Below are 25,766 nucleotides of genomic sequence, written 5' to 3' on the forward strand. Positions count from 1 at the left end.
ATGTCTCTGTCCCAATTGCTTCGGAGGAAACCTGCCACGTTATGGCCTGGCCGCTCTCACCTCTGCCTCACAGTCGGCTAAGGCGGCCATCGTTGTTCCAATCGTTGTAGTCAATTTCGTGGATACATTCATACACATCTGTGCCCCCGTTCCTCTGCGTCTGAATAAACACAGGACGTAGGATTTGGCGATCGTTGCCAAGATAACCCAAAACAGTCACAACTTCGCCATCCAACGCCTGGACGCAAATGAAAGACAATCGATCAATGTCTAGGACGTGAAAGGCTCCAAGACCACGCTCGCTGGTGATTTCCACGTTTCCACTGGACGTAACACTTAATCGTCCCTCGAAGAAGAACGGCGCGCCGACCATCGCATCATATTTTTCGGCGTCATCCAGTACGGTTGTCCCGATCCCCCCGGGCTGAATCTCGCTAGGCGAAATCCAGTCGCATGCGGAAAGAATCACAAACGTGCAGCTACACAAAACAAGCCGACTAATCACAGTCTCTCCTCCGTCTGGCGCTAAGTATGGCATCAACATTCTCATTGGTTCCACTAACCACGTCTACACTTATGCGGCTAGCGCGACTATCGACAGTTGGGACCGACACCCCCGTCATCCTGACGAAGATCGGGGTGACGGTGTTTGTGGCTGCATTTGTCCCTCCCACTGCCAGATTCAACGCTTGACACACATAAACATATCTTTATACGTAATCACGCGCCGATTTGATGTTCAGCTTGCGGGCGCGGAAGAAGTACGGCTAAAGCGGAACGGATATGGTGCAGTCATCCCCCCGAAGCGCGCCATGATCCGTATCGGTCGGCGCACACTTCTTCCCGCTTGCGGGGAAGTAAGATGACTGCCACCGCCACACTCGATCCAAATCTCGAAACCGAACTGGACATCGACTGTATCGATCTGGAAGCCGGCTTCATGGCCGACACCGGAGAGGAACTCTGTGTAGGTGGCCGCATCATGGGCGCAGCAGATACGCCGGTTGTCGTGGTGCTGGGCGGAATTTCCGCTGATCGCCATGTTGCTGACAGTGCGTGCGGAGCCGGGTGGTGGAGGGATTTCACCGGCGGCAATGGCCCGCTGGATCCGAGCGGATGCCGTATCCTGTCGATCGATTTTGTTGCGGACGCCTCGGCTCATTTCCCGAGCACCCGTGACCAGGCTGCAGCCATCCTCGCCCTCGCCGATGCGGCGGGCGTGGATCGGCTCAGCGTGATCGGATCGTCGTATGGAGGCATGGTCGCCCTGGCTCTCGCGTCCATCGCCCCCGAGCGCATCGAAAAAGCGCTGGTCATCTCGGCCGCCCACAAACCTTCGGCCATGGCCCGCGCCTGGCGGTCGATCCAGCGCGAGACGGTTGAACTGGCGATCCGGCATGGTGATGGCAAGGCCGGTCTGGACCTGGCGCGCCGCCTGGCCATGACGACCTATCGCACGCCGGAGGAGATCGAGGACCGCTTCTTCGAGCCGGATCCGGACAGCCGCGATGCCAACGGTATCGAGGCCTATCTGGAATGCCGCGGTGCGGATTTCACCACACGCATGAGCCCGGAACGCTTCCTGGCGCTTTCACACTCCATGGATGGCCATCAGGTCGATCTCTCGGCCATCGAATGCGAGGTGACCTATGTCGCCGTGCGCGAGGATCGCCTTGTCCCGATCGAGCAGGTCAAATCTGCTGCCGATCAGACGCCCAAGGCCCGATTCCTCGAGCTCTCCAGCTATTACGGCCATGACGCGTTCCTGAAAGAGGTCGACGCCATCTCCAGTATTCTCGCCGCTTTCACCGGAGCGGGTCGATGAGCGGGGAACGTACGCGTGCCATCCGCGCCGGTCTGAACAGCGACAAGACCTGGAATGCGGTCATCCCGCCGGTCTCCCTGTCGACCGCCTATCGCCGCGAGGAGGCCGGGGTCAAACCGGCCTATGACTATGCCCGCACCGGCAATCCGGGCCGCGATACGCTGGCCCACGCCATCAGCGAGCTGGAAGGCGCGCAGGGCACGGTCGTCACCGCATCCGGCATGGCCGCGATCGATCTCCTCTTGCATGACCTGCCCTTTGGCGCCCGCGTCATCTGTTCCCATGACGCCTATGGCGGCACCCGGCGCCTGCTCGATGCCCGCGCCAGAGGTGGGCGACTGTTGCCGGTCTATGTCGACACCGCAGATCTGGACGCGGTCGAAGCCGCCCTGACCGAACAGACAGCGCTGGTTCTGGTAGAGACCCCGTCCAATCCGCGCCTGCGCATTTCCGATATCCGGGCGATCAGCGCCCTGGCCCGCAAGGCCGGCGCCGAGACCGCTGTCGACAACACGGTCTTGTCGCCCATCCTGCAGCGCCCCATCGAGCTGGGTGCGGACTATTCCGTGCAATCCATCACCAAGATCATCAATGGCCATTCCGATATGGTCGGCGGTGCTGTGTCCTGCCGTTCTACGACACGTGCCGAGCAGCTGGCCTGGTGGGCCAATTGTGTCGGTGTCGGCGGTGGCGCCTTCGACGCCTATCTGGCCCTGCGCGGCCTGCGCACTCTGCCGGTACGCGCGCGCGAACAGGGCAAGAGCGCCGCGCGCATTGCGCAATGGCTGCAAGAGGACAGCCGGGTCGCGCGCGTCGACTATCCCGGCCTGGAAAGCCATCCCGGCCACGCGCTGGCGAAAACCCAGCAATCCGGCCTCGGCCAGCTGATCTCAATCGAACTCGTCGGGGGTGATGCAGACGAGACTGTCAACCGTCTCGCCCTGTTTTCCCTGGCGCAAAGTCTCGGGGGCGTGGAAAGCCTGGTGAATATCCCCGCAAAGATGACCCACGCTTCCATGTCCCCCGAGGCACGTCTTGAAGCCGATGTACCGGATCACCTGATCCGCCTGTCCATCGGGCTGGAAGACGCGGATGATCTGATCGCTGACCTCGACCAGGCGCTCGGACGCTGACTTCACAGGACACTTTCGCTTAATCGCCCAGACGCTTATACCTTGGCCATACAGCCATCAGGGGGCGTCATGTCGCGCAGCAGCGAATGGATTGAAGCGTTTCGGGGACGCAAGCTCGTCGTCTTCGGCGATGTCATGCTGGATCGCTATACCTTTGGCGACTCAACGCGCATCTCGCCGGAAGCCCCGGCGCCTGTCTTCAAGGCCGAACGTGTCGACGCCATGATTGGCGGCGCGGGCAATGTCGCGCGCAATATCGTCTCGCTCGGCGGGAAGGCCGTGCTGATCGGTGCCATCGGTGCGGACGCGGCCGGCCGGGAATTGCAGGCGGCAATCGAGGCCGAGGACGGGCTGAGCGCAGCCCTGGCCATCAATCCCGACATGCGCACGGCGGTGAAAAATCGCTATGTCGCCAAGAACCAGCAAATGCTGCGCGTCGACGAGGAAGATGTCGGCGACCAGCCGGACAGCGTCGTCGCAGACATGATGTCCAGCCTGGCCACCGCCCTGGACGGTGCCAGCGCCCTGGTCATCTCCGACTATGCCAAGGGCGTGCTGACCGAGGATGCGATTGCCCGGGCCTGTGCGCTCGCGAACGACCGCAACCTTCCGGTCGTTGTCGACCCCAAGGCGCGTGACCTGTCGCGCTATCGCGGCGCCACAGTCGTTACGCCAAACGCCAAGGAAACCGAGGAAGCCACCGGCCTATCCTGTGTCAGCGATGCCGGCGCCGAGGCCGCAGCGCGTGCCATCGCCCAACAGGTGGGCTGTCCGATGGTTGTTGTCACCCGCGGGCCGCAGGGCATGACCGTCCGCAATGCCGATGACGGCATCACCCACCTGCCCACAGCGGCCCAGGAAGTGTTCGATGTCTCCGGTGCGGGCGACACGGTGGTTGCGGCGCTGGCGCTGGGACTGGGTTCAGGGCTCGCCGTCGAGGACGCCGCAGAACTGGCCAATCGCGCTGCCGGCGTGGTGGTCGCCAAGGTTGGCACCGCGACTGTTTCCGCCGCCGAGCTGCATATCGCCATGCATGGCACGGCACCCGACGGTCGCCTCACGGTGTCACTGGACGGCGCTGTGGCCGCGACCCGCGCCTGGCAGGCCCAGGGCCAGTCGGTCGTGTTCACCAATGGCTGTTTCGACCTGCTGCACCCCGGCCATGTCAGCCTGCTCAGCTTCGCGCGGGAACAGGGTGACAAGCTGATCGTTGCCATCAATTCAGACGCTTCGGTCAAACGCCTCAAGGGCCCCTCTCGCCCCGTCCAGGACGAAGACAGTCGCGCCTTGGTCATGGAAGCCCTGCGCTTTGTCGACCTGGTGGTGATCTTCGACGAGGACACGCCGCTGGAAGCGATCACCGCCATCCAGCCGGACGTGCTGGTCAAGGGCGCTGACTACAAGCCCGGCGAAGTGGTCGGCGGTGACGTTGTGACCGGCCGTGGCGGACGTATCGCGCTTGCCCCGCTGGTTGACGGCCACAGCACGACGGCCGCCATCGCCCGCGCCAATGGACCCGAGAATGTCTGAGCCATTCCTGGTGATGCTGGATCGTGACGGCACGATCAATGTGGACAAGCATTACCTGGCAGATCCGGCAGGGCTGGAACTCCTGCCCGGTGCCGTGGACGGCCTGGTCAAGCTGCGTGATGCGGGCGCCGTCCTGTGCATCGTCACCAATCAATCGGGCATCGGCCGCGGTTATTTTGATCGCGCGACGGCGGACAGCATCAATGATGCCCTGGTAGAGATGCTCAAGCCGCATGGGATTACCTTCGCGCATATCGCACTTTGCCCGCATGCGCCGGATGAAGTGTGCGAATGCCGCAAACCCGCGCCCGGCATGGCGCTGGAGTGCGCACAGGCGACAGGCCTGGCACTGGCGGACAGCTGGGTCATCGGTGACAAGGCCAGCGATGTCGGACTGGCGAACAATACCGGCGGTCGCGGCATTCTCATTTCCGGTGAAACCGATATACAGGCCGGACAGGTCTTCACTGCACCATCGCTCAGCGAGGCTGCGGACTATATTCTTCAAGCAAGGGCAAGCTAGCCATGTTCATCGTCACCGGCGGCGCCGGATTTATCGGCTCCAATATCGTTGCTCACCTGTGTGAACAGGGCAAGGACGTCGCTATCATCGACGAGCTGGGTGATGAGGCGAAGTGGAAGAATATTGCCAAACACGTGCTGGAAGACGTCATCCATCCCGACCAGACCTTCGAGGCGCTGGAACGGCATCGTGACCGCGTCGAGGCGATCATCCACATGGGCGCCATCTCGGCGACGACCGAACGCGATGCCGATCTGATCGCCCGCACCAATTTCACCCTGTCCCGCGACCTGTGGGACTGGTGCTGCGAGAATGGCGTGCCCTTCGTCTATGCCTCGTCCGCTGCGACCTATGGCGATGGCGATGAGGGCTTCAATGATGATGACGACGCGGCGTCGATGGCAAAGCTGCGCCCGCTCAACGCCTATGGCTGGAGCAAGTGGCAGTTTGATTGCTGGGCGCGCAACCAGGTCGACAAGGGCCGGGCCGCCCCGCCGCGCTGGGCCGGCTTGAAGTTCTTCAACGTCTATGGCCCCAACGAGATGCACAAGGGCTCCATGCGCTCGGTCGCCATCCAGGTGTTCGAACAGGTCATGGAGACCGGCAAGATGCGCCTGTTTGCCTCCGACCATCCCGATTACGAGGACGGCGGTCAGCTGCGCGATTTTGTCTGGGTCGAGGATTGCGCCCGCACCGCCATCTGGTGCGCTACCGAGATGGAAGAGAGTGGCATCTACAATGTCGGCTCCGGCAAGGCGCGCAGTTTCAAGGATCTGGCCATTGCCGTCTTCGACGCCATGGGCCGTCAGCCGGAGCTCGACTATTTCGACATGCCCGAAAAGCTCAAAGGCCAGTACCAGTATTTCACCGAGGCCCGCATGAGCCGTCTCGTGGCCGCCGGCTGCCCGGTCAACGCCACCCCGCTGGAGGAAGGCGTCCGGCGCTATGTCCAGGACTTCCTGGCGACGGATGATCCGTATCGGTAGAACCTCTCTTCCACTTGAGGCGAAGTATCCCGAACGCGGCCTTACCTCGTCCGGACACGTCCAACCGCATCCGTCCAGCCCGCGCGTGCGGTATCCCGCAGGCCAGCGTCCGCGCCAGGTTTGAAAGCCGCATCCACGGACCAGCCATCACGTCCGGCCTCCAGGCTGGCGATCAGGCCGGACTGCAGTCCGGCGAGGAAGGCCGCGCCCCAGGCGGTGGTTTCGGTATTGCTGGGCCGCACGACATCAACGCCGGTCAAATCCGACATGCGCTGCAACAGGCCGTCATTGCGGACCATGCCGCCATCCACCCGCAGCTCGGTCACCTCGACCCCGTCTGCGCGCATCGCGTCCAGCAGATCACAGGTCTGGTGCACGGTTGAATCGAGCGCCGCGGCCGCTATCTCGGCACGGCCGGCACCCCGCGTCAGGCCGGTAATCGCAGCCCGCGCATCAGGATCCCAGTAGGGCGCGCCCAGCCCGGTAAAGGCCGGCACCAGATAGACGCCGCTTTGCGGATCTGCCTCGCGCGCCAGCGCCTCGACCTCGGACGCGCGCGAAATAATGCCCAGCCCGTCGCGCAGCCACTGGATTGTCGACCCCGCGGACAGGACCGAACCCTCAAGCGCATAGACGGGCTTGCCGCCGAGCGAATAGGCGATGGTCGTCAACAGCATGTTGGAAGAATAGACCGGCTTGTCGCCGGTATTGACCAACATGAAGGCGCCGGTGCCATAGGTTGATTTCATCTCGCCTTGACGGAAACAGGCCTGGCCGACCGTGGCCGATTGCTGGTCGCCCGCCACGCCCTGGATCGGCAGGGACCGGCCGAAATGGCTCTCATCGACCTCACCGAACTCGGCGGCACAATCACAGACGTCCGGCAACAGGGCCGCAGGGACCTTGAACAGCTCAAGCAGGTCGGCATCCCACGCACCGAACACGATATTGTACAGCGAGGTGCGGCTGGCATTGGTCGCATCGGTCTTGTGCGCCACACCGCCGGTCAGCTTCCAGATCAGCCAGGTATCAATGGTACCAAAGGCCAGCTCGCCCGCCTCGGCCCGGGCCCGGGCACCGTCAACATGGTCCAGGATCCAGGCGATCTTGCTGGCCGAGAAATACGGGTCGAGGACGAGGCCCGTGCGTTCGCGCACCCGGTCTTCCTCGCCCCCAGCGCGCAGGGCTGCACAAGTCTCAGCGGTCCGGCGATCCTGCCAGACGATGGCATTGTGGATGGGCGCTCCGCTGGCCCGGTCCCAGACAACAGTTGTCTCACGCTGGTTGGTGATGCCAACTGTCTCGACCTTCCAGCCCTTCTTCTCGGCCGCGCGCATGGCATCACGGGACGTAGAGAGAACCGTCGCCCAGATCACTTCAGGATCGTGCTCGACCCAACCGGGATGCGGGTAGATCTGGGCGAACTCGGCCTGAGCCAGGGCGATGACTTCACCATCGGGTGAGAACACGATGGCGCGGGAACTCGTCGTGCCCTGGTCAATGGCCAGGATCGCCTTGCGTTTGCGATTGAACATGCTCTCTCCCCCGAAATTCACTCAACTGCGACTATAGCCATGACGGGCAAAGAAAAAACGCGCTAAGTTCATTTCACCAATCAAGGAGCGATCATGGCCGAGACCGGTTTCACCCAAGCAGTCCTGGACAGCCCGAGCGGGGCGAAGCTGGCGATCTATACCCGCAGCGCCGACATTCCGGCGCGCGGCATCGTGCATGTCAATCACGGTCTCGCCGAGTGTGCGAGCCGCTATGCGCCCTTTGCCGACTATCTCGCCAGTCGCGGATATCACACCATCGCACAGGATCATCGCGGCCACGGGCACACGACGGCGGAAGATGGCGGCGCGCGCCGGTTCGCTGACAAGGATGGCTGGGACAAGCTGATGGCCGACGTAAAGGCCGTCGAGGACCATGCCAAGTCAATGTGGCCGGATCTGCCCCTGGTTGTTTTCGGCCATTCGATGGGCGCAGTCATCACCACCAATCATGTCATGCGGGAACCGGACTCGGTCGCCGCTGCCGCGATCTGGAATGGTAATATGGCCATTGGCGGCATGAAGTCTGTGATGCGCCTGATCCTCTTCTTCGAAGCCCTGGTGGGCGGGCCCAACACGCCCAGCCTGACCATCGACAAGATGACGTTCAACGGCTGGAGCAAACGCTTCCCGGACCACAAACAGATGCCAGACTCGACGTCGGTCTGGCTGTCACGCGATCTCGAACAGGTACGCCTGTATGACGAGAATCCGATCTGTGGCTGGCCGTCCTCGGTCTCGCTCTGGCGCGACTTCCTGTCTGGCGTGGCCTTCGCCGAGGACAATGCCAATTTCGCGAACATCGCCAAGGACAAGCCCTTCCACCTGATCGGCGGATCCAAGGACCCGGCGACCAATAACGGCAAGACCGTCCGGCATCTCTACAAGCGCCTGAAAAAGGCCGGTTTCAAGGATGTCGAGTTCCAGATCCTCAAGGGCTTCCGCCACGAGACGCTGAACGAGATCGGGCGCGAGCATCAGATGGAAGCCTTTGCCGACTGGCTGGACAAGGTCACCGGCTAATCCATGCAACCCGTCGACGTTGCCATCATCGGAGCCGGCGCTGCCGGACTTTTCTGCGCGATCGAGGCGGGCAAGCGCGGTCGCTCCGTCGCTGTCATCGAGCACAGCAAGGCGCCTGCCGAGAAAATCCGCATCTCCGGCGGCGGGCGGTGCAATTTCACCAACCTGCACGCCGAGCCCGGCAACTACCTGTCGGACAACCCGCACTTCGTGAAGTCTGCGCTCAAGCGCTACACCCAGTACGACTTCATCGACTGGGTCGATGGCCATGGCATCGCCTGGCATGAAAAAACTCTGGGCCAGTTGTTCTGTGATGTCTCTGCCAAGCTGATCATCGAAGCCCTGGTGGGCGAGCTCAACGCGGCCGGCGGCCAGCTGCACCTGAACACGGCAGTGAGCACGGTGGAGCGCGAGGGCGACGGGTTTCGCCTGACCCTGAACGACGGAACAGGTCTGAGTTGCCAATCCCTGGTAATCGCCAGCGGCGGCAAGTCCATCCCGAAGATGGGTGCGACCGGCTTTGCCTATGATATCGCCCGGCAGTATGGCCTGAATGTCACCGAGACCCGCCCGGCACTTGTGCCCCTGACCTTCTCTGGTGACCGTCTCGATCAGTTCAAATCCCTTGCCGGCGTCGCCTGCGACACACGCATCGTCAACGCGCGCAAGGGTTTCGACGAGGCCATGCTGTTTACCCATCGTGGTCTAAGCGGTCCGGCCATCCTGCAGATCTCGTCATATTGGCGCGAAGGCGAGGACATCCGTGTCCACCTGCGACCGGAGCTCGACTGGTTCACCGAGCTGGACACGTTCAAGGCCGCGCACGGTGCCCAGGGACTTGGCAAGGCCCTTGCCCAGCATTTGCCAGACCGCCTCGCCCAAGCCATGAGCGAAGAGATCAACGCGCCCGGCAAGATGGCAGAAACTTCCAGCAAACGCCTGCACGAAATCGCTGACACGCTTTCGGCCTGGACGCTTACTCCAACGGGCTCGGAGGGCTATCGTACCGCGGAAGTCACCCTCGGCGGCGTCGACACCCACGACCTCGACAGCAAGACGATGCAAGCGCGATCGCACGGCAATCTCTATTTCATCGGTGAGGCAGTGGACGTCACCGGCTGGCTGGGCGGATATAACTTCCAGTGGGCCTGGTCATCCGGCTGGGTGGCCGGCCAGTGCGTCTGATCCGCGCACTTCGCATATTCTGATACCGGAATGCACAAATAATCGTCGCCAAGCCTGTCTGGCGAGAGTATGAACACTGTTAACTCCAGACAAATCCCCCCTCAGGGGCCGTGTTTCAGTACAGGCCGCACACCCATGAATCGCTCTCACCTGACCGCAATCAGCATCCTTGTCTTCGTCGTTCTCGTCTTCACGATCGGCACGCTCGCCTCGAGTGACGAGACAGCACCTGAAGCCAGCTCCAGTTCCGAGCCCGAGCTGTTCGAAGTCGTCGTCCGCCGCGTCACCGCCCAGCCGCGCCCGGCTGTGCTTGGCCTTCGGGGACGCACCGAGGCTTTCCGCGAGGTACTTGTCCGCGCCGAAACCGGTGGCCGCGTTGTCGAGACGCCGGCGATCGAGGGCGAGCTGATCGCCGAGGGCGATATCATGTGTCGCCTGGACGTCGATGCGCGTGAAGCCGCGCTGGACCAGGCCCGGGCAGATCTGCGGTCACGCCAGCTGGAATATGATGCCGCGGTCGAACTCTCCAATCGCGGTCACCGCTCGGCCAACCAGGTCGCAGCCATGGCCGCCGCCCGGGATGCCGCCCTCGCCCAGCTGGAAGCCGCCCGCCAGGAGATGGACAACATCCTGCTGCGCGCACCGTTTGACGGCTTTTTCGATGGTCGCACCGCAGAGATCGGTGACTATCTGCGCCCGGGTGATGCCTGCGGCGCCGTGGTCCAGCTGGACCCGATCCTTGTCGTCGCCGAAGTCGCCGAACGTGACGTCGCCGGTCTGAGCATCGGCATGCCGGCCCGGGCTGAACTGGTTACCGGCGAGACGATCGAGGCGCAGGTCCGGTTTGTCGAGCGCCGCGCCGACCCCGCCACCCGCACCTTCCGTGTCGAGGTCGAGGCACCGAACCCGGACGGCCTGCTGCGCTCGGGCGTGACCGCCGACATCAACATACCGCTGCAGGCCCAGCCCGCGCATCGTGTTCCAACCACCATCCTCGCGCTCAATTCCGAGGGCGAGCTGGGTGTCCGTATCGTCGAGGGTGATGATGTGGTGCGTTTCGTCCCCGTCGCCCTGCTCAGCGATGACGGCGAGGAAGTCTGGGTTGCCGGATTGCCCGAGCCAGCCAATGTCATTGTTCTCGGACAGGAATTTGTCGCCGAAGGCACCCGCGTGCGCTCGCGTCGCGAAAACTAGGGGAAGTTGACCATGACAGGCATAGTCGATTTTGCCATCAACCGGTCCAGGATGATCCTGGCCATTTTCGTGTGCGCCCTGCTCGCCGGCCTCCTGTCTTTCCTGACCCTGCCCCGCGAAGCGGACCCGGACATTCCCTTTCCGTTTGTGATCATCACCGTGCCGCTGGCCGGAATCTCTCCGGAGGACGCCGAACGCCTCATCGTGCGCCCGACCGAGACGGAACTGCGCGCGCTCGATGACATGGAAGAACTCGACAGTGTCGGCACCCTCGGCGCCGGCGTGCTGGTCGCCGAATTCTCTGTACCATTTGATTCCGACCAGGCCGTGCTCGATGTGCGCGAAGCCGTCGACATGGCGCGCCGGGAATATCCGGAAGAAGCGCGTGAACCGGTCATCCAGGAGTTCAACTCCGCCCTTGCCCCGACCATCGCGGTCCAGGTCTATGGCGAAGCGCCGGAACGCACGATCTATCGTATCGCCCGCGATCTCGAGGAAGAGCTGGAAACCCTGCCGGAAATCCTGCAGGTCGACATCCAGGGCATTCGCGATGAATTGCTGGAGATCGTGGTGGATCCGGCCCTGCTGGAAACCTATGGCGTCACCTATGGGCAGTTATTCAATGCCGTTCAGTCCAACAACCAGCTCATTGCTGCGGGGTCCCTGGACAGTGGTGATGCGCGTTTCCAGGTCAAGGTTCCCGGCCTGTTCGAGACGGCCGAGGATGCGCTCAATCTGCCGCTGACCAGCTCTGGCGATGCAGTGGTCACACTGCAGGACGTCGCCACCGTGCGGCGGACCTTCAAGGATGCCGACAGTTTCTCCCGTTACAACGGCCAGACCGCCTTCACACTCCAGGTCGTGCGCCGTTCCGGCGAAAACATCATGGATACGTCCACGCGTGTGCGCGAACTGACCGCCCAGATCGCCGAGATCTGGCCGTCGACCGTGCGGTATGATTTCAGCCTGGACCTGTCGACCTATGTTCGTGACAGCCTGAACTCTCTGACCAGCTCGATCATGCTGGCCATTCTCCTGGTTCTCATCGTGGTCGTCGCCGCGCTGGGCCTGCGCTCCGCCCTGCTGGTCGGTCTCGCCATCCCCTCCAGCTTCCTTTTCTCTTTCCTGCTGCTGGATATCTACGGGCTGACCATCAACATGATGGTGATGTTCGCCATGGTCCTGGCCGTGGGCCTGCTGGTCGATGGCGCCATTGTCGTGGTGGAGTATGCCGACCGGAAACTGGCCGAGGGCGAGACCCGGATCGAAGCCTATCGCCAGGCCGGCAAGCGCATGTTCTGGCCGATCATCTCCTCCACAGCGACCACACTGGCGGCTTTCCTGCCCTTCCTGTTCTGGGATTCCATCCCGGGCCAGTTCATGGCCTTCCTGCCTCTGACCCTGATATTCGTCCTGTCTGCCGCACTGGTGATGGCACTGATATTCCTGCCTACGCTCGGCTCTGTGCTGGGCAAGAAGGGTGGCGAAGCTGACAAGGACAGCGCGCTGGCGCACCTCAATGCCCAGGAGGGTGGACAGCCAACCGAACTGCCCGGCTTCACCGGCCTCTATGCCCGCATGATCTCTGCGCTGGCACGGCGCCCGGGCATGGTTGCCCTTGGCACAGTGGTGGTGGTCTTCAGTGTAATGTTCGCGTTCATCGCACAATCCGGCGGGGCCTTCGGCGGCCCCAAGCGCACCGAATTCTTTATCGATGCCGAGCCGGAACAGGTCTATGTATTTGTTCGCGCCCGCGGCAATCTCTCACCGGAAGAGCAATACCAGCTGGCGCTCCAGGCAGAGCGACGCATTGATGGCATTGAAGGCATCAAGGGTTATTACACCGTCGCCGGCGCCCCTCCGGGCGCTTCGCCCTTCGATGGCACGGGAGGCGCGCCCGCCGATACGATCGCGCGCATATTTGTCGAATTCCATCCCTTCGGCCAACGTCCGAATGGCCGCCTGATCGAAGCCAATATCCGCGAGGCCCTTGTCGGCCTGCCCGGCGTGATCGTCGAGGTCCGACGCTTCCAGCAAGGCCCTCCCGTGGGCAAGGACGTCCAGGTTCAATTGCGCTCAGACGATGCTGCAGCCCTGGTCGCCGCGACCCGTCTGGTACGCGGCTATATCGACCAGTTCGAAGGTCTCACTGATATCGAGGACACCTTGCCCTTGCCGGGTGTTGAATGGCGCCTGGATGTGGACCGCGAGGAAGCCGGTCGCTTCGGTGCGGACGTGGCCCAGGTCGGTGCGGCCGTCCAGCTGGTCACCTCGGGCACGCTGGTTGGTCGTTATCGTCCTGATGATGCGGACGAGGAAGTCGATATCCGCGTGCGTTTCCCGGCTGATGACCGAGATATCAGCCGTCTGGACGATCTGCGTGTGAATACGGTCGCCGGCGCGGTTCCAATATCAAACTTCGTCACTCGCGAAGCGAGGCCGCGGGTCGACAGCATCAGCCGCCGCGATGGCCAGCGTTATTTCGTCGTGCGCGCCAACGCCGCCGAGGGCTATGCAGGCAACCTGCTGCTCGCCGATGTCCAGGACTGGGTGAATGCCCGTGTCGCCGACGGCACCATCCCGTCCCAGGTCGAAGTCAGCTATCTCGGTGCGGATGAGGAAAACGCCGAAGCCCGTGCCTTCTTTGCCGGCGCCATGATGGCCTCACTGTTCATGATGGCTGTGATCCTGCTCTGGCAGTTCAACAATTTCTGGCATGTCGTACTGACACTCCAGGCAGTCGTGCTCTCCGTGGTCGGCGTCTTCCTGGGGGTCTTCCTGACCTTCCCCTACATCTCCGTCCTTTTCCTGGGCACGGGCATCGTGACGCTGGCCGGAATTGTCGTGAACAATAATATCGTCCTGATCGACACGTTCCAGCGCCTGCGCGGTCTGGGCATGAGTGTCGACGAAGCCATCGTCCGCACGGCAGCCCAGCGTTTGCGCCCGGTCATGCTGACGACGATCACGACGATTTTCGGCCTGCTGCCAATGGTGTTCCAGATCAATGCCGACTTCGCCCACGCCCGCCTGCTCGTGGGTGGGCCGGCCAGTGAATGGTGGGTCCAGCTGTCCTCGGCCGTTGTCTGGGGCCTGGGTTTCTCGACCCTGCTGACCCTGGTGCTGACGCCGGTGATGCTGGGTGTTCCCTCTCGCCTGGGTAACTTCCGACGCAAGCTCATCAGCACTTTGATGGCCAGGCTTCGCCGCCATTTTCCCGGCTTGATCCAGCCCAAACAGCAATCTGCCGAATAGGAAAATCTGATGAGCCATGTCGACCCCACCCGCGAGGCCTTCCAGATCTTCAAGGATCTGGACCGGTCCTCTCCGATCCAGATGCTCAATCTGATCCGCCTGCGCGACAGGGCTATCTACCCCGACGGCCGCGAGGCGACGGGCAAAGAGGCCTATGCAAACTACGGAAAGTTCTCGGGGCCGATCTTCCAGCGTGTCGGCGGCACGATCCTGTGGCGCGGCGAGCCTCAGGTGACGCTGATTGGCCCGGCCGACGAGGCCTGGGATATTTCCTTCATCGCGGCCTATCCAACGGCAGGTGCCTTCCTGGAGATGGTCACCGACCCGGTCTATCAGAGCAACGCCGTGCCTCACCGCCAGGCCGCAGTCCTCGACAGCCGCCTTGTTCGTCACCACGTGCTGGATGGCTCCAACGTTTTCGGCTAGTCGCGATAAACGCGGATCAACTGGCCGTTATCGCTGTCGGTGATGGCCAAAAGGCTGCCGTCAGCGGCCAGACGCACATCACGGAAACGCGCCTCGAACTCGCTGAGCAGGACCGCCTGGTCGACCACCTGCCCGTCTTCGAGGTCAACCCAGCGGATATGGCCGCTCGCGATCGGTGCCTCGCCTGGGATAAGCGCGGCAACAAACAGATCCCCCTGCCATTCCGGGAACATGTCTCCGCTATAGAACGCCATGCCTGCCGGAGCGATGGACGGCGTCCAGTGCACCAGCGGCTCGGTCATGCCGGGATAGGTCTCGAACGGCGTGACCAGCGCACCCGTATAGTCGATGCCATAGGAGGTAATCGGCCAGCCGTAATTGCTGCCCTCGACCAGGAGATTGATCTCGTCGCCGCCTTGCGGTCCGTGTTCATGTGCATAGACCGCACCGCTAACCGGATCGACGACAACGGCCTGGGGGTTACGATGGCCGATGGTGAATATGCCGGGAGCTGCTTCATCAAACGGTGAGGCCAAGGCCTGACCATCCGCGTCAAGGTGTACAAATGATCCGTAGTGATTTCCGACCACCTGCGCCTGTTCGCGCAGGTCGAACCCATCCCCCAAGCCAAGCAGGATCGAACCGTCATTGAGGAAGACGAGGCGCGCGCCATAATGCACATCAGTGGTCCGGGGCGTGGATGTGAAGAGGGTTTCCAGGTCAAGCAATTGCCCGCCCTCGAACCGCGCCCGCCCGAGCGCCAGCACATTCTGGCGCGGCTGTCCGTCGGACCAGGTCAGATAGACCAGCCGGTTCTCGGCAAATCCGGGATGTGCCACGATGTCCAGCAATCCACCTTGTCCACCATAAAGCACATCCGGCACACCACCGACTGGCTCGGCCTGCAGGCTGCCGTCTCGATACCAGCGCAACTGGCCAGTCTTCTCGGTGATCAGGATATCGCCATCAGGCAACTCAGCGACCGCCCAGGGATAGTCCAGCCCCTCGGCCAGCACTTCGGTCTGGAAATCCGGCTCGGCCGGGCTGGTGGCCTGCAGGGTCGCGGCCAGAAAAACACTTGTGAAGATCATCGTCCCTCACCCCAAATCTCAGGCAAGAGACTAGCCGGATTTGCGGAGCTGGGAAGTGGTCTCTCGCAATTCCAGAACTTCAAAGATGGTCGCGATCATTTGTTCGCGCTCCACCGGCTTGGCAATCAGCCCGTCCATCTGGATCTGGGCCAGGCGAAGATCATTGAGCGACATCACATCTGCCGTCATGGCCAGGATCGGGATATCGACATGCCGGCCCGAGCTCGCGCGAATGCGCGCCGTCGCCTGTTCGCCATCCAGAACCGGCATGTGCATGTCCATCAGTACCAGGTCGAAACGATCACCGGATTCCAGGATCTCGACCGCCTCGGCACCATTTTCCGCCTCGACAATCTCCATGCCGACCGTCGCCAGCAGATGGCGCGCAACAATGCGATTGGTAGCGACATCATCGACCAGAAGGATACGCAAATCTTCCGCGTGCTGATCCACTACATCCGGCCGGCCGGATGTGGGAGCCTCTTCAACGGCACTCGCCTCCAATCCCACCTCGAAGGTGAGGTAGAACTTTGAGCCTTCGCCCTCCCGGCTCTCAACGCGGATATCACCGCCCATCATATTGGCCAGAGTGCGCGAGATGGTCAGGCCCAACCCAGTGCCGCCAAACCGCCGTGTGGTATCGGCCTCGCCCTGTTCAAACGGTGTGAACAGGCGTGCCTCTATCTCCTCGGACATGCCGATCCCGGTATCGCAGACACTGATCTCGATCGTGCAACGATCATGACCCTTACGGACCGGCATCCGTGCCTGCAAGCTGACGGAGCCTTCGCTGGTGAATTTGAGCGCGTTGGACATCAGATTGTTGAGACACTGGCGCACACGCACAGGATCAAATTCCAGCTCGTTTGGAATGACCGGATCAATATCTAGAACGAAATCGAGTTTCTTTTCGCGCAGGCTCGGCTTCCACAGGCGCGCAACACTGTGCAGGGCCGCAGGCAGATCGGCCTCGACCGGCGCGATATCCAGCTTGCCAGCCTCGATCTTGGTCAGGTCCAGAACATCATTGAGGATGGTGTTCAGCATGCGTCCACTGTCCAGCATGGTCGCGACCATTTCCCGGGACTCATTATCCAGCGGACGATCCTGAACCGCCTGGGCCATGCCCAGAATGCCATTCAGCGGCGTCCGGATCTCATGGCTCATATTGGCGAGGAAATTGGACTTCTGCTCGCTAGATTTCTGCAATTCCTCGAGTAATCGCGAATGCTCACGTAGATAACGCGTGGTCACCCAATGCGCCGCGAAAATCGCAAAGGTGAACAGGAACACCTTGCCATACAGCTGGGACGCCGGAACGGCGAGCTCAGCAGCCGAAGGGAAATAGAGCAGCTTGAAGACCAGAGCCGCTGCATACAGCACCAGCACCGCCGTTGCTGCCAATACGCCTCTGGCACCCAGATAGATACCAGCCGCGACCTGGACTATGATGAGGACTGGAAGCCCTGAATTCTGAACGCCGTTCGACGCTAGCGAGGAATAGATAAACAGCCCAAGCGCCAGACTGATCACGTACAGGGCATGCCAGTTTCTGAGGTGCTTCCACCGGCGCATGAGCGGGCTGACGGCGAGGCCGGACAGAAGGAAAAAATTGAGCGCCAACTCGATTTGCCCAAGATAGCCGGACAAACTCATATATGCGGTGACACAGGCTCCAAGCAGCGCCACTAGCGGCCCCGCCGCAGCCCGGGAGCGATGTCCGGCCTGCGCTCGGGCACGACTCGCCCTTGCGGTATCTGTTGCGCGCTGTGACGCCAAATGTCTTCCCCGAGAAACCCTTTCTCAGTCTTCACCTAGCATTCAACCAGTTAAGATTACGCGTATGGGCGACGATTTTCCGGTTTCGGCTTGACGATCCGGCCGGGCTTTGGCTTCGTTGCCGTCGTGAAGGGGGAAAGATGACACGTTTGATCCTGTCCTATCTGGCCGCACTGATTGCTGGTGCCGTCATTGTCAGCATCGCCAATACACACATTGTGCTGGAAGGCCTGGTGGGTGTCGGCGCGAACATCCCCACCCATGTCCGTATCGATGCGATCAGCCGGGACCTGGTCGGTTTCGGACCGACCCTGATGGCTCTCCTGGCCATCGGTTTTGCCATCGCTTTCCCGGTCGCCGGCCTGATTGCGCGCTGGCTGGGCGAAAGCTGGCGGCGCATTGGTTATGCACTGGCGGGCGCCACGGCGGTGTTCACGCTGATCAATGCCATCACGGTTTACTATACCACCGTGCTGGGCTCGACGATCACGCCGGTGGCCTCTGGCCGCGATGTTACGGGATTGCTTGTACTTTCCATTGGTGGTGCTGCTGCAGGCCTGCTGTTTGCCCTCCTGAAACCGGCCCGACATCTCCAGCACGGTTAGCGGCAAGGCTAAAACCCGCGTAAAAACTGTCTCAAATCCCTCCGCGCAGACGCAATCTCCCTTAAGCCGGGACTGCTAGCCTTGGTGGTCACGCAAGTGGAGGGCGAACATGAAACTACGTCAGACAGTCCGGTCTGATCTGAGACAGATCGTCAAGGGCGGCGCGACCAGCCGCATCCTGGACCTGCATTCTATCGCCCAGGCTTATGGCGACCGGCTGGACTATTCCGAGCGCCCGTTTTTCAACCACTCCCGGCTGAACCGCTGTTTTGTCGTCAAGCACACCGTCCGGACGCATGAACGCCCCTATGTTATGTCCAATCAGCCGGTGGTGACCAAGCTGCTCATTCCGCTAGCCCAGGAAGACCTGTCGCTGGGTGGGCATGCTGTGTTTGTCGAGGAGGTCGGCTTTGCCAACAAGATCCGCGCCGAGTTCGACTGTCCCGATGACCCACACCTGATTGACCTGGACATTCTGCGCCTGCGTGAACTGGCCGCCCTGCCCTCCTTTGACCCGTTCCTGCTCAGCGAGCGTTATCGCAACCACACGCGGCCGGTATCCGATCTTTATTTCAACATCTCCGAAGCCGAGAGCCAGCGCATGGAGGAGGCCGTCGCGAGTGAGGTGGTTTCGGTGATCTCGCTCGCCTTTGGCTCGGAGAAATCCGATCGCGATGATGCCCGCGCCGCCAACTTCGCCCGCCAGCTGCTGGCCAATCGCGATGATGGCCGCCTGGACGCACTGCGCAGCTCGCTGGGCATGACCGCAATGGAGTTCAAGACCGGTGTCTTCGGCTGGAAGGGCATCCTGTATTATCGCTGGTGCATGTCGCAGACCTTGCACGCGCTCAAATCCTTCCTCTACGAGCTGAAGGAGGTGGCAATCGTCGGCGCCACGCCGCATGAACAGACCGAACTGGATCATCTGCGTCGCAAGATCATGACCGAAACCCGGGCCCGCTGGTGCAGTCTGGCCAGCGTGATGCAGGAGTATGAAGACGTTTTTGCGCGTTTCTGTAACGGGCAGGACGCCGGTGGCTTCCGTTCCTTCCTCCTGCGCGCGCCGAGCCTTTTTTATGATATCGGCAGCGATCTCTCGGTCGTCAGCCATATCCCGGGCTATTGGCGCTTCTGGGCCAGTCAGAACCAGAAGGGTTTCCTGCACGCCCGTGAAGCCATGCCGCTTTTCGCCAGTTTCATGGCCAGTGTGACCCGCGATATCGAGCTGGGAGAGCCAGGCGAAATCGTTCACCGCTCTTCCTCCAACATACCCCGCCCCGAGGTTTTTGTGCCACCGCAACCCGACAAGGCCGCCTGAAATCCCGGCAGGAGCGACAGAAGAGCCGCTGGCGCCACACAAGGAGCCATTCACGAAACGCCACCTCCCCGACGCCGCGGCGCTCCCCTATCCCCGAACTCGTGACGAGCCAGACCAGCCCTCCGCTGGCAGGCGATTAGACAACGAGTTTGAGGTAACACAATGAAAACCCAGATCTTCCTGGCCATCGCGACCACTGCGATGCTCTCCCTGCCGGCACAGGCGCAGGACATGTATGTCTCCGGTCAGTTCGGCATCCGTGCCGTTGAGGATACCGACGTTTCACTCGCGGGTGCGGACATGCAGCTTGAGCTGGCCAACGCATCCTTCTTCAGCGGCGCTATCGGCCGCCGCATGGACAATTGGCGTTTCGAAGCCGAATTCGCGCATCGCGGCGGCAAGTTCAATGCTCTGACCCTCAATGGCACGGATACGGGCAGCAGTGGGGACGGCCTCAGCGCCACCTCCATCATGGCCAATGCGATTTACGACTTTTCCCCCGAAGCCCGCTGGTCCGGTTATGTCGGTGCTGGTCTGGGCATGGCGCGCATAAGCGCCGACTTCGCTGGCACTGGAGGCTCGATCGAGGGCGATGCCTCCGTCGCCGCCCTCCAGCTGATTGGCGGAGTGTACTACTCCCTCTCGGAAAACACGCAGTTGTTCACGGACCTGCGCTATTTCCGGGCCGGCGAGACGGACTACACGCTGTCGGCTCCACTTGGCTCGTCAAGTGTGTCCTTCCAATACGACGGATACACGCTGGGAGCCGGACTGCGCGTGGCGTTCTGACGCGATTGCCAATCACTGGAAGAGCGCGCGCACGTCAGCCATTTTCGAACGGCTCACGGGCGCGCGTTCACCATTGTGGAGCACCAGCTCCATCTTGTTACCAGGGAAGCTTTCATAGCGATCGACCTGGTCTAGGCGCACGATGTAGGATTTGTGGATGCGCAGGAAGGTCTCGGGCAGGTGCGGCTCCAGCTTCCCCAGCGCCTTGTCGTGCAGCTTGATATCACCGGAGGCCAGCAAGACTTCGGAATACTTGTCCGCACCACGCAGCAGCGCGACGTCTTCCAGCGGCACGACCTCTACCCGACGCCCCGTCCGGAAACTCAGATATTTCGCAGCCGTAGCCTGTTTCGGCCGACGGGTCTGGAAACGCTCGAAAGCCAGCGCCAGGCGCGGTTCGTCGAACGGCTTGGAGACAAAATCGATCACACCATAGTCAAACGCCGTGGCCGCACGTTCGGAATGGGCCGAGACAATCACGGTCTGCGCTGCGTAGGAGGTAACCCGCTCGAGCACCTTGAAGCCGTCCTCGCCCTGCAGATTGGGGTCCAGCAGCAAAAGATCGACCGGCCGGGCTTCCAGGAATTCCAACCCTTCCCCAATACTCTCGCAAAGACTGAAACTGACCAGCTGCTCGCCAAGAATGCTTGCCGCGAAGCGTTTCAGACGTTGGGCAATCAGGGGTTCGTCCTCGATGGAGAGGAGACGAATGGGCGTTTCGCTGGTCATGTGCTGACCTCTGGCAGAGTGATGCAACTGACCCAGTCCCGAGCGTCCGCCTGGGAACTGAAATGCCAGTCCCCCGGCGCAAACTCTTCCAGCCGAGCCTCGATAGAGGCTGTTCCAGACCCGGTACCCATTGACGTCTCACCCGCCCTGTCAGCGCGCGGCACCCGCAGTTCGAACACCCTCGCACCGCCTACGGACTGCCCGGTCAGCGAAAAGGTCACTGCCTCCTGCCGGTAGCGGTTATGACTGATCGCATTCTCGACCAGCGTGTGAAGCACACCGGGCGGAAAAGGCGCGTCGCTCTGGTCGGATGTGAACTCAAGCGAAAACTCGCGTCCCAGCCGCAGCCCCATCATGGTCAGGTGATTGCGACACAGTTCGATCTCCTCAAGAACCGTCGTTGTGTCCTGGTCCACCATATTGGCCAGGGCCCGGAATTCTCCTGCCATGGCGTCGACAAAACGCGAGGCCGCCTGGCTGTCGGTTTGCTGAAGCTCATTGGCTACGGTCAGGCTGTTCATGATGAAATGCGGCTGGATATTCCGCTTCACGAGGGCCAGCTGCAATCGCGCCATACGCGCCAGATTGCGGTTGGCAATAATCTCGCGCGCCAGCACCTCGGCCAGCAGACTGGCTCCCATCAGAACAACGAGCGCCGCCAGGAAGAAGCGAAGCAGGTCCGGTCGAATGACGACAGCACCGGTCAGCTTGAGCGCTGCAGCCAGATGGCTCCAGCGCTCCCAGCTCGTTGCGGTTCGCGCCATAACCGCCATAACCGCCAGGAAGAGGCTCATCGCCAGCAGAGCCCGCGCATCCTGTTCCAGCCCGCCGATCGGCACCATCGAGGCCGTGATCGCAACGACAAGCCCCGCCAGCCAGGCCCAGCTGGATTGCAGTTTCAGACGGAAGAAGAAAATCGCCGGTACCAGGATCAACAGTCCAGCGCGGAACCGAACAGCACGATCTCGTCGAGCAGCTGGTCGGGTGCCCTGAAGGTGCGATCACTGTCGTCCAGCCACAGGATCAGCGCCGCCATCACGCATACGCCCACCGCCAGCATGATCTCGGGACTGCGCCGGCCAGACACCCACAGCACGATGAATCACGCCACAAGGAAAAGAGCGAGAAAACCAACAGCGCCATCTACGGCCATCAACGTCATTTCGCGCCGTGATGCGGTGGGCAGCTCCACCACCCCGAAAGTGACGTAAAGCGCTTCTGTATCGGCAAGCCCGGATGCGTCCGCCCGAAACGCCAGCAGCGCTTCGCCGCCATCGCTCCAGTCGGGCGGCAGGTTCAGATCCACGCGTTCATAGACCTGCTCACCGGAAACATGATTGCGACCGAGCAGCTGGCCATTCCAGTAGACATCAACCGGGTGATTGGCGCGCAGGCTGACAGCGCTGGGCAGCGTGTCCGCGCTGCCGCTTGGGCTCACCGTGACCACGCGCAGCCAGTAGCGGCCGCGAAACCCCGTCCCCAGCGTCTCGATCGAGCGCCAGTCCGCCAGCTCCACCCCGGCCTCGGCCCATGCGGGATCATCTCCTGCTCGCCACAGCGCCTGTGCCGAGGCGGTCCCCGAAACACAGATCAGGGTCATGAGGAAAATCAGTTGAAGTAACCGCATAAGGATCAGCGCAGATCTTTGTGAAGCCTGAAATCGGGAACAGATACACCCTCACATAGCCTGAGCATTCATACACAAGCCAGTAAAACTTATCGCCCCTCCAGACTTCACGTTAGAGCTCTGGTGAGGATTGTGTGGTTTTAATTACAATCGGGCAATGTTGGGATGCGGGACTTGGGCAAGTCTACGGCAGCAGCAAATCTGAAACGGATCGTGCAGGGCGGGACAACATTCCGCATCCTGGACCTATACTCGATCCATCGTCGTTATCGTCACAAGAGCGATCATTCCAACCTGCCGTTTTTCTATAACCGCCGCCTGAACACCGCCTTCCTGATCAAACACACTGTACGCAAACACGAGCGTCCCTATCTGGTCACTGACAATCCGGTCGTCACCAAAGTGATCGTGCCGGTCACCACGACCGATCTGGCCATGGGTGGGCATTCCTTCTTTGTCGAGGAGCGCGGCTTCGAACCCAAATTGCGCGAATTCATCGGCCAGGACGCCAATGAACTGGCCTATTCCCACGATCTGGAGCGCTTGCGCGATTTGGCCGCCATGCCCTCCTTCGACCCGTTCCTGCTCAGCAACCGCTTCCGCGATCACGACAGCCCTGTCGCCGACCTCTATTTTGACATCTCTGACAAGGATCTGGAAAAAATGGAGGGCTATGTCGCGGACCAGGTGTCCGACATGGTCAATCTGGCCTTCGATACTATGGACGTAACCGCCGACGAGGACGGCTCCCGCCAGCGCGCCATTCGGTTCGCACGCTATATCCTTGCCGGCGAGGAAGATGAGCGTTTTGACCAATTGCAACACGCGCTGGACTTGGACGAAGCCAAGTATCGCGCGGCCATCTTCGGCTGGAAGGGCATCCTCTATTATCGCTGGCGCATTGCCGATGAGAAGGATGCACTGAGGCGTTTCCTGATCGCCATCAACGATCTCATCGTCACCGGCATGACCCAGAATGAGCGCTTCATGATCGACGAGATCCGGCGCGACATTATCGGCGAAACCCGCAATCGCTGGCGTTCGCTGCAAACCGTGATGGCGGAATACGAAGGCGAATACGCCCGTTTTGCCACTGGCGGCGATCCCCGGGCTATCCGCCACATCCTGCTCAAGGCGCCGGAATTCTTCGCCCAGCTCGGCCATGACCTCTCAGCCGTCTCGCACGTCACCAGCTATTGGGACTATTGGTGTGGCAATCGCGAGGAGGAGACCATGCCGGCCCGCGATGCCATGGACATCTTCCCGGGCTTCCTGCGCAGCCTGACCCGGAACCATGGCCCGGACGAAGATCATGCCCGCATCGCCTGACCTGAAATGACGGGGTGACGGCCAGCGCCTCGGACCGTATTCAGGGGCATGGCCCCACCGCTTCTCACCCTCCAGAACATTCACCTGACCTTCGGCGTCACGCCCCTGCTCGACGGGGCGGAGATGAGCATTGGGGAAAATGCCCGCCTGTGCCTCGTCGGCCGAAACGGGTCAGGCAAATCCACGCTGATGAAAGTCGCCGCAGGACTCGTCGAGGCTGATGACGGGGTGCGATTTGTCCAGCCGGGTGTGACCATCCGCTATCTGGAACAGGAACCTGATCTCAGCGCGTTCAAGTCAGTGAAGGGCTATGTGCTCGACGGCCTGGCACCGGCAGACAGCGAATATCGCGCGCTCTACCTGCTCGAACATCTCGGCCTGACAGGTGATGAAGACCCGGCTTCGATCTCGGGCGGGGAGGCGCGCCGCGCGGCTCTCGCACGCGCCCTGGCCCCGGAACCGGACATCCTGATGCTGGACGAGCCGACCAACCATCTCGACCTGCCCGCGATCGAGTGGCTCGAGGACGAACTCAAATCCATCCGCGCTGCCCTGGTCCTGATCAGCCACGACCGGCGTTTCCTCAGCAATCTCTCCCGCTCCACAGTCTGGCTCGACCGTGGGCAGACACGTCTGCTGAACAAGGGGTTCGAAAGTTTCGAAGCCTGGCGCGACGAGACACTGGAAGCCGAACAGCTTGAACTGCACAAGCTGGATCGCAAGATCGTGCGCGAGGAACACTGGTTACGCTATGGGGTCACCGCGCGGCGCAAGCGCAATGTGCGGCGCCTTTCGGAACTGCACGACCTGCGCAGACAGCGCGCCGAACACCGAGGCCCGACCGGCACCGCCAAGATGGAGGCCTCGACGGCCCAGGAGGCCAGCAAGCTGATCGTTGATGCGCGCGGCTTGTCCAAGGCCTATGGCGAACAGGGGCTGGTGAACGACTTCTCCATGCGAGTCACGCGGGGCGCCCGCATCGGCCTGATCGGACCCAATGGGGCCGGCAAGACGACCCTCCTGAAAATGCTAACCGGCGAGCTGGAACCGGACACGGGTAGCGTCAAACTCGCCCAGAACCTGGAATATGCCAGCCTCGACCAGCGTCGCTCCGCGCTTCGGGCGGACTGGACGGTGGCGGAAACGCTGACCGAGGGCAGCGGCGACATGGTCGAAGTCAACGGCCAGCGCAAACACGTGATGGCCTATATGAAGGACTTCCTGTTCGCGCCCGAACAAGCCAACACGCCGATCGAAGTCCTCTCCGGTGGCGAACGCGCCCGCCTGCTGCTCGCCCGCGCCCTGGCCCTGCCTTCCAACGTGCTCATCCTCGACGAGCCAACCAACGACCTTGACCTCGAGACGCTCGACCTCCTGCAGGACCTGATCGCCAGTTATGCGGGCACCGTCTTCCTGGTGTCACATGATCGCGACTTCATCGACCGGACCTGCACCAGCGTGCTGATGTCGGAAGGGCGCGGAAAATGGGTGGAGTATGCCGGCGGCTACACCGACATGCTGGCCCAGCGCGGTGCCGGCGTCGCCAAGAAGGACGCCCCGCGAAAACAGGCCAGCCCTGCTGACAAGCCAAGCGCCAAGCCGCAACAGTCGACGCCGGAACGCAAACGCATGGCCAACAAGGATCGTTACGAGCTCAAACACCTGCCCGAGCAGATCGAGGCACTGGAATCGCGGATAGCCGAGCTTGAGAAGTCCCTGGCGGACCCGGCACTGGCCAGCGATGCGGCGCGCATGACCCAGGTTTCGGAAGAACTGGGCCGTGCGATGCAGGAACGCTCCGACAAGGAGGATCGCTGGCTGGAGCTGGAAACCCTGCGCGAGGAGCTGGAGGGCAGCTAGCCCTCC

Annotated in this window: 23 protein-coding genes; 15 read left to right on the plus strand and 8 right to left on the minus strand. The window is 61.8% G+C overall.

From position 1 onward, the window contains the following. Nucleotides 1-67 precede the first annotated feature (67 nt). On the minus strand, nucleotides 68-505 hold the full coding sequence (locus tag JJ889_RS10800; RefSeq protein ID WP_291894940.1) for a hypothetical protein: 438 nt from the start codon (nucleotides 503-505) through the stop codon (nucleotides 68-70). Between the two features lie 357 nt (nucleotides 506-862). Here JJ889_RS10800 and JJ889_RS10805 point away from each other — a divergent pair, with 357 nt between their 5' ends. From JJ889_RS10805 to rfaD, 5 genes are all read left to right on the plus strand, one after another. Beyond that, a complete protein-coding gene (locus JJ889_RS10805; protein WP_291894941.1) occupies nucleotides 863-1,825 on the plus strand; it encodes a homoserine O-succinyltransferase in 963 nt (320 codons plus the stop codon). Next, the gene (locus JJ889_RS10810) at nucleotides 1,822-2,958 is read left to right on the plus strand and encodes an aminotransferase class I/II-fold pyridoxal phosphate-dependent enzyme (protein ID WP_291894943.1); all 1,137 of its coding nucleotides are present in this window, start codon (nucleotides 1,822-1,824) and stop codon (nucleotides 2,956-2,958) included. Before JJ889_RS10805 ends, JJ889_RS10810 begins: the two co-directional genes overlap by 4 nt. 69 nt (nucleotides 2,959-3,027) lie before the next feature. Further along, nucleotides 3,028-4,488 (plus strand): D-glycero-beta-D-manno-heptose-7-phosphate kinase, encoded by a 1,461-nt coding sequence (gene rfaE1 / locus JJ889_RS10815; RefSeq protein ID WP_291894945.1) that lies wholly within the window; start codon nucleotides 3,028-3,030, stop codon nucleotides 4,486-4,488. Further along, a complete protein-coding gene (locus JJ889_RS10820; RefSeq protein WP_291894946.1) occupies nucleotides 4,481-5,011 on the plus strand; it encodes an HAD family hydrolase in 531 nt (176 codons plus the stop codon). Before rfaE1 ends, JJ889_RS10820 begins: the two co-directional genes overlap by 8 nt. 2 nt (nucleotides 5,012-5,013) lie before the next feature. After that, nucleotides 5,014-5,997 carry an ADP-glyceromanno-heptose 6-epimerase gene (rfaD, locus tag JJ889_RS10825; protein WP_291894948.1) on the plus strand — a complete coding sequence of 328 codons (984 nt, stop codon included), beginning with the start codon at nucleotides 5,014-5,016 and terminating at the stop codon, nucleotides 5,995-5,997. A 41-nt stretch (nucleotides 5,998-6,038) separates the two neighbouring features. Here rfaD and glpK read toward each other — a convergent pair whose 3' ends face one another. Further along, the gene (gene glpK / locus JJ889_RS10830) at nucleotides 6,039-7,532 is read right to left on the minus strand and encodes a glycerol kinase GlpK (RefSeq protein ID WP_291894949.1); all 1,494 of its coding nucleotides are present in this window, start codon (nucleotides 7,530-7,532) and stop codon (nucleotides 6,039-6,041) included. Nucleotides 7,533-7,625: 93 nt separating this feature from the next. Between glpK and JJ889_RS10835 the strand changes: the two genes are divergently transcribed. From JJ889_RS10835 to JJ889_RS10855, 5 genes are all read left to right on the plus strand, one after another. Next, entirely contained in the window at nucleotides 7,626-8,573 is a 948-nt protein-coding gene (locus tag JJ889_RS10835; protein ID WP_291894951.1) for an alpha/beta hydrolase, read from the plus strand. 3 nt (nucleotides 8,574-8,576) lie between these two features. Then, the gene (locus tag JJ889_RS10840; RefSeq protein WP_291894953.1) at nucleotides 8,577-9,758 is read left to right on the plus strand and encodes an NAD(P)/FAD-dependent oxidoreductase; all 1,182 of its coding nucleotides are present in this window, start codon (nucleotides 8,577-8,579) and stop codon (nucleotides 9,756-9,758) included. A 135-nt stretch (nucleotides 9,759-9,893) separates the two neighbouring features. After that, nucleotides 9,894-10,952 (plus strand): efflux RND transporter periplasmic adaptor subunit, encoded by a 1,059-nt coding sequence (locus tag JJ889_RS10845; protein WP_291894955.1) that lies wholly within the window; start codon nucleotides 9,894-9,896, stop codon nucleotides 10,950-10,952. A gap of 12 nt (nucleotides 10,953-10,964) precedes the next feature. Further along, nucleotides 10,965-14,207 carry an efflux RND transporter permease subunit gene (locus tag JJ889_RS10850; RefSeq protein WP_291894957.1) on the plus strand — a complete coding sequence of 1,081 codons (3,243 nt, stop codon included), beginning with the start codon at nucleotides 10,965-10,967 and terminating at the stop codon, nucleotides 14,205-14,207. Nucleotides 14,208-14,216: 9 nt separating this feature from the next. Then, a complete protein-coding gene (locus JJ889_RS10855; RefSeq protein WP_291894959.1) occupies nucleotides 14,217-14,633 on the plus strand; it encodes a DUF1330 domain-containing protein in 417 nt (138 codons plus the stop codon). Here JJ889_RS10855 and JJ889_RS10860 read toward each other — a convergent pair. Beyond that, on the minus strand, nucleotides 14,630-15,724 hold the full coding sequence (locus tag JJ889_RS10860; RefSeq protein ID WP_291894961.1) for a PQQ-dependent sugar dehydrogenase: 1,095 nt from the start codon (nucleotides 15,722-15,724) through the stop codon (nucleotides 14,630-14,632). The genes JJ889_RS10855 and JJ889_RS10860 overlap by 4 nt on opposite strands. A gap of 30 nt (nucleotides 15,725-15,754) precedes the next feature. After that, on the minus strand, nucleotides 15,755-17,413 hold the full coding sequence (locus tag JJ889_RS10865) for an ATP-binding protein (protein ID WP_291894963.1): 1,659 nt from the start codon (nucleotides 17,411-17,413) through the stop codon (nucleotides 15,755-15,757). Nucleotides 17,414-17,643: 230 nt separating this feature from the next. Between JJ889_RS10865 and JJ889_RS10870 the strand changes: the two genes are divergently transcribed. The 3 genes from JJ889_RS10870 (at nucleotide 17,644) to JJ889_RS10880 (ending at nucleotide 20,215) form a co-directional block, all read left to right on the plus strand. Beyond that, nucleotides 17,644-18,108: a hypothetical protein gene (locus tag JJ889_RS10870; RefSeq protein ID WP_291894965.1), complete on the plus strand. Its 465-nt coding sequence runs from the start codon at nucleotides 17,644-17,646 to the stop codon at nucleotides 18,106-18,108. Nucleotides 18,109-18,217: 109 nt separating this feature from the next. Then, nucleotides 18,218-19,426: a hypothetical protein gene (locus tag JJ889_RS10875; RefSeq protein WP_291894967.1), complete on the plus strand. Its 1,209-nt coding sequence runs from the start codon at nucleotides 18,218-18,220 to the stop codon at nucleotides 19,424-19,426. Between the two features lie 162 nt (nucleotides 19,427-19,588). Beyond that, a complete protein-coding gene (locus JJ889_RS10880; protein WP_291894969.1) occupies nucleotides 19,589-20,215 on the plus strand; it encodes an opacity family porin in 627 nt (208 codons plus the stop codon). A 12-nt stretch (nucleotides 20,216-20,227) separates the two neighbouring features. Here the strand turns inward: JJ889_RS10880 and JJ889_RS10885 are convergent, their stop codons facing one another. Genes JJ889_RS10885 through JJ889_RS10900 form a run of 4 tightly spaced genes read right to left on the minus strand, consistent with a single transcriptional unit; the run spans nucleotide 20,228 to nucleotide 22,571 of the window. Continuing rightward, entirely contained in the window at nucleotides 20,228-20,944 is a 717-nt protein-coding gene (locus JJ889_RS10885) for a LytTR family DNA-binding domain-containing protein (RefSeq protein WP_291894971.1), read from the minus strand. Then, nucleotides 20,941-21,879: a histidine kinase gene (locus JJ889_RS10890; RefSeq protein ID WP_291894973.1), complete on the minus strand. Its 939-nt coding sequence runs from the start codon at nucleotides 21,877-21,879 to the stop codon at nucleotides 20,941-20,943. The genes JJ889_RS10885 and JJ889_RS10890 overlap by 4 nt, the downstream gene beginning before the upstream one ends. Beyond that, nucleotides 21,876-22,040, minus strand: a complete 165-nt coding sequence (locus JJ889_RS10895) for a hypothetical protein (RefSeq protein WP_291894975.1) — start codon at nucleotides 22,038-22,040, stop codon at nucleotides 21,876-21,878. The genes JJ889_RS10890 and JJ889_RS10895 overlap by 4 nt, the downstream gene beginning before the upstream one ends. A 6-nt stretch (nucleotides 22,041-22,046) precedes the next feature. Beyond that, nucleotides 22,047-22,571, minus strand: coding sequence for a hypothetical protein (locus JJ889_RS10900; protein WP_291894977.1), 525 nt, complete (start codon nucleotides 22,569-22,571; stop codon nucleotides 22,047-22,049). A 174-nt stretch (nucleotides 22,572-22,745) separates the two neighbouring features. Here JJ889_RS10900 and JJ889_RS10905 point away from each other — a divergent pair, with 174 nt between their 5' ends. Next, the gene (locus JJ889_RS10905; RefSeq protein WP_291894979.1) at nucleotides 22,746-23,900 is read left to right on the plus strand and encodes a hypothetical protein; all 1,155 of its coding nucleotides are present in this window, start codon (nucleotides 22,746-22,748) and stop codon (nucleotides 23,898-23,900) included. 48 nt (nucleotides 23,901-23,948) lie between these two features. Further along, a complete protein-coding gene (locus JJ889_RS10910; RefSeq protein ID WP_291894981.1) occupies nucleotides 23,949-25,760 on the plus strand; it encodes an ATP-binding cassette domain-containing protein in 1,812 nt (603 codons plus the stop codon). The last annotated feature ends 6 nt before the right edge of the window (nucleotides 25,761-25,766 follow it).

It is taken from the genome of Maricaulis sp. (assembly GCF_017643475.1).
Taxonomy (GTDB): Bacteria; Pseudomonadota; Alphaproteobacteria; order Caulobacterales; family Maricaulaceae; genus Maricaulis.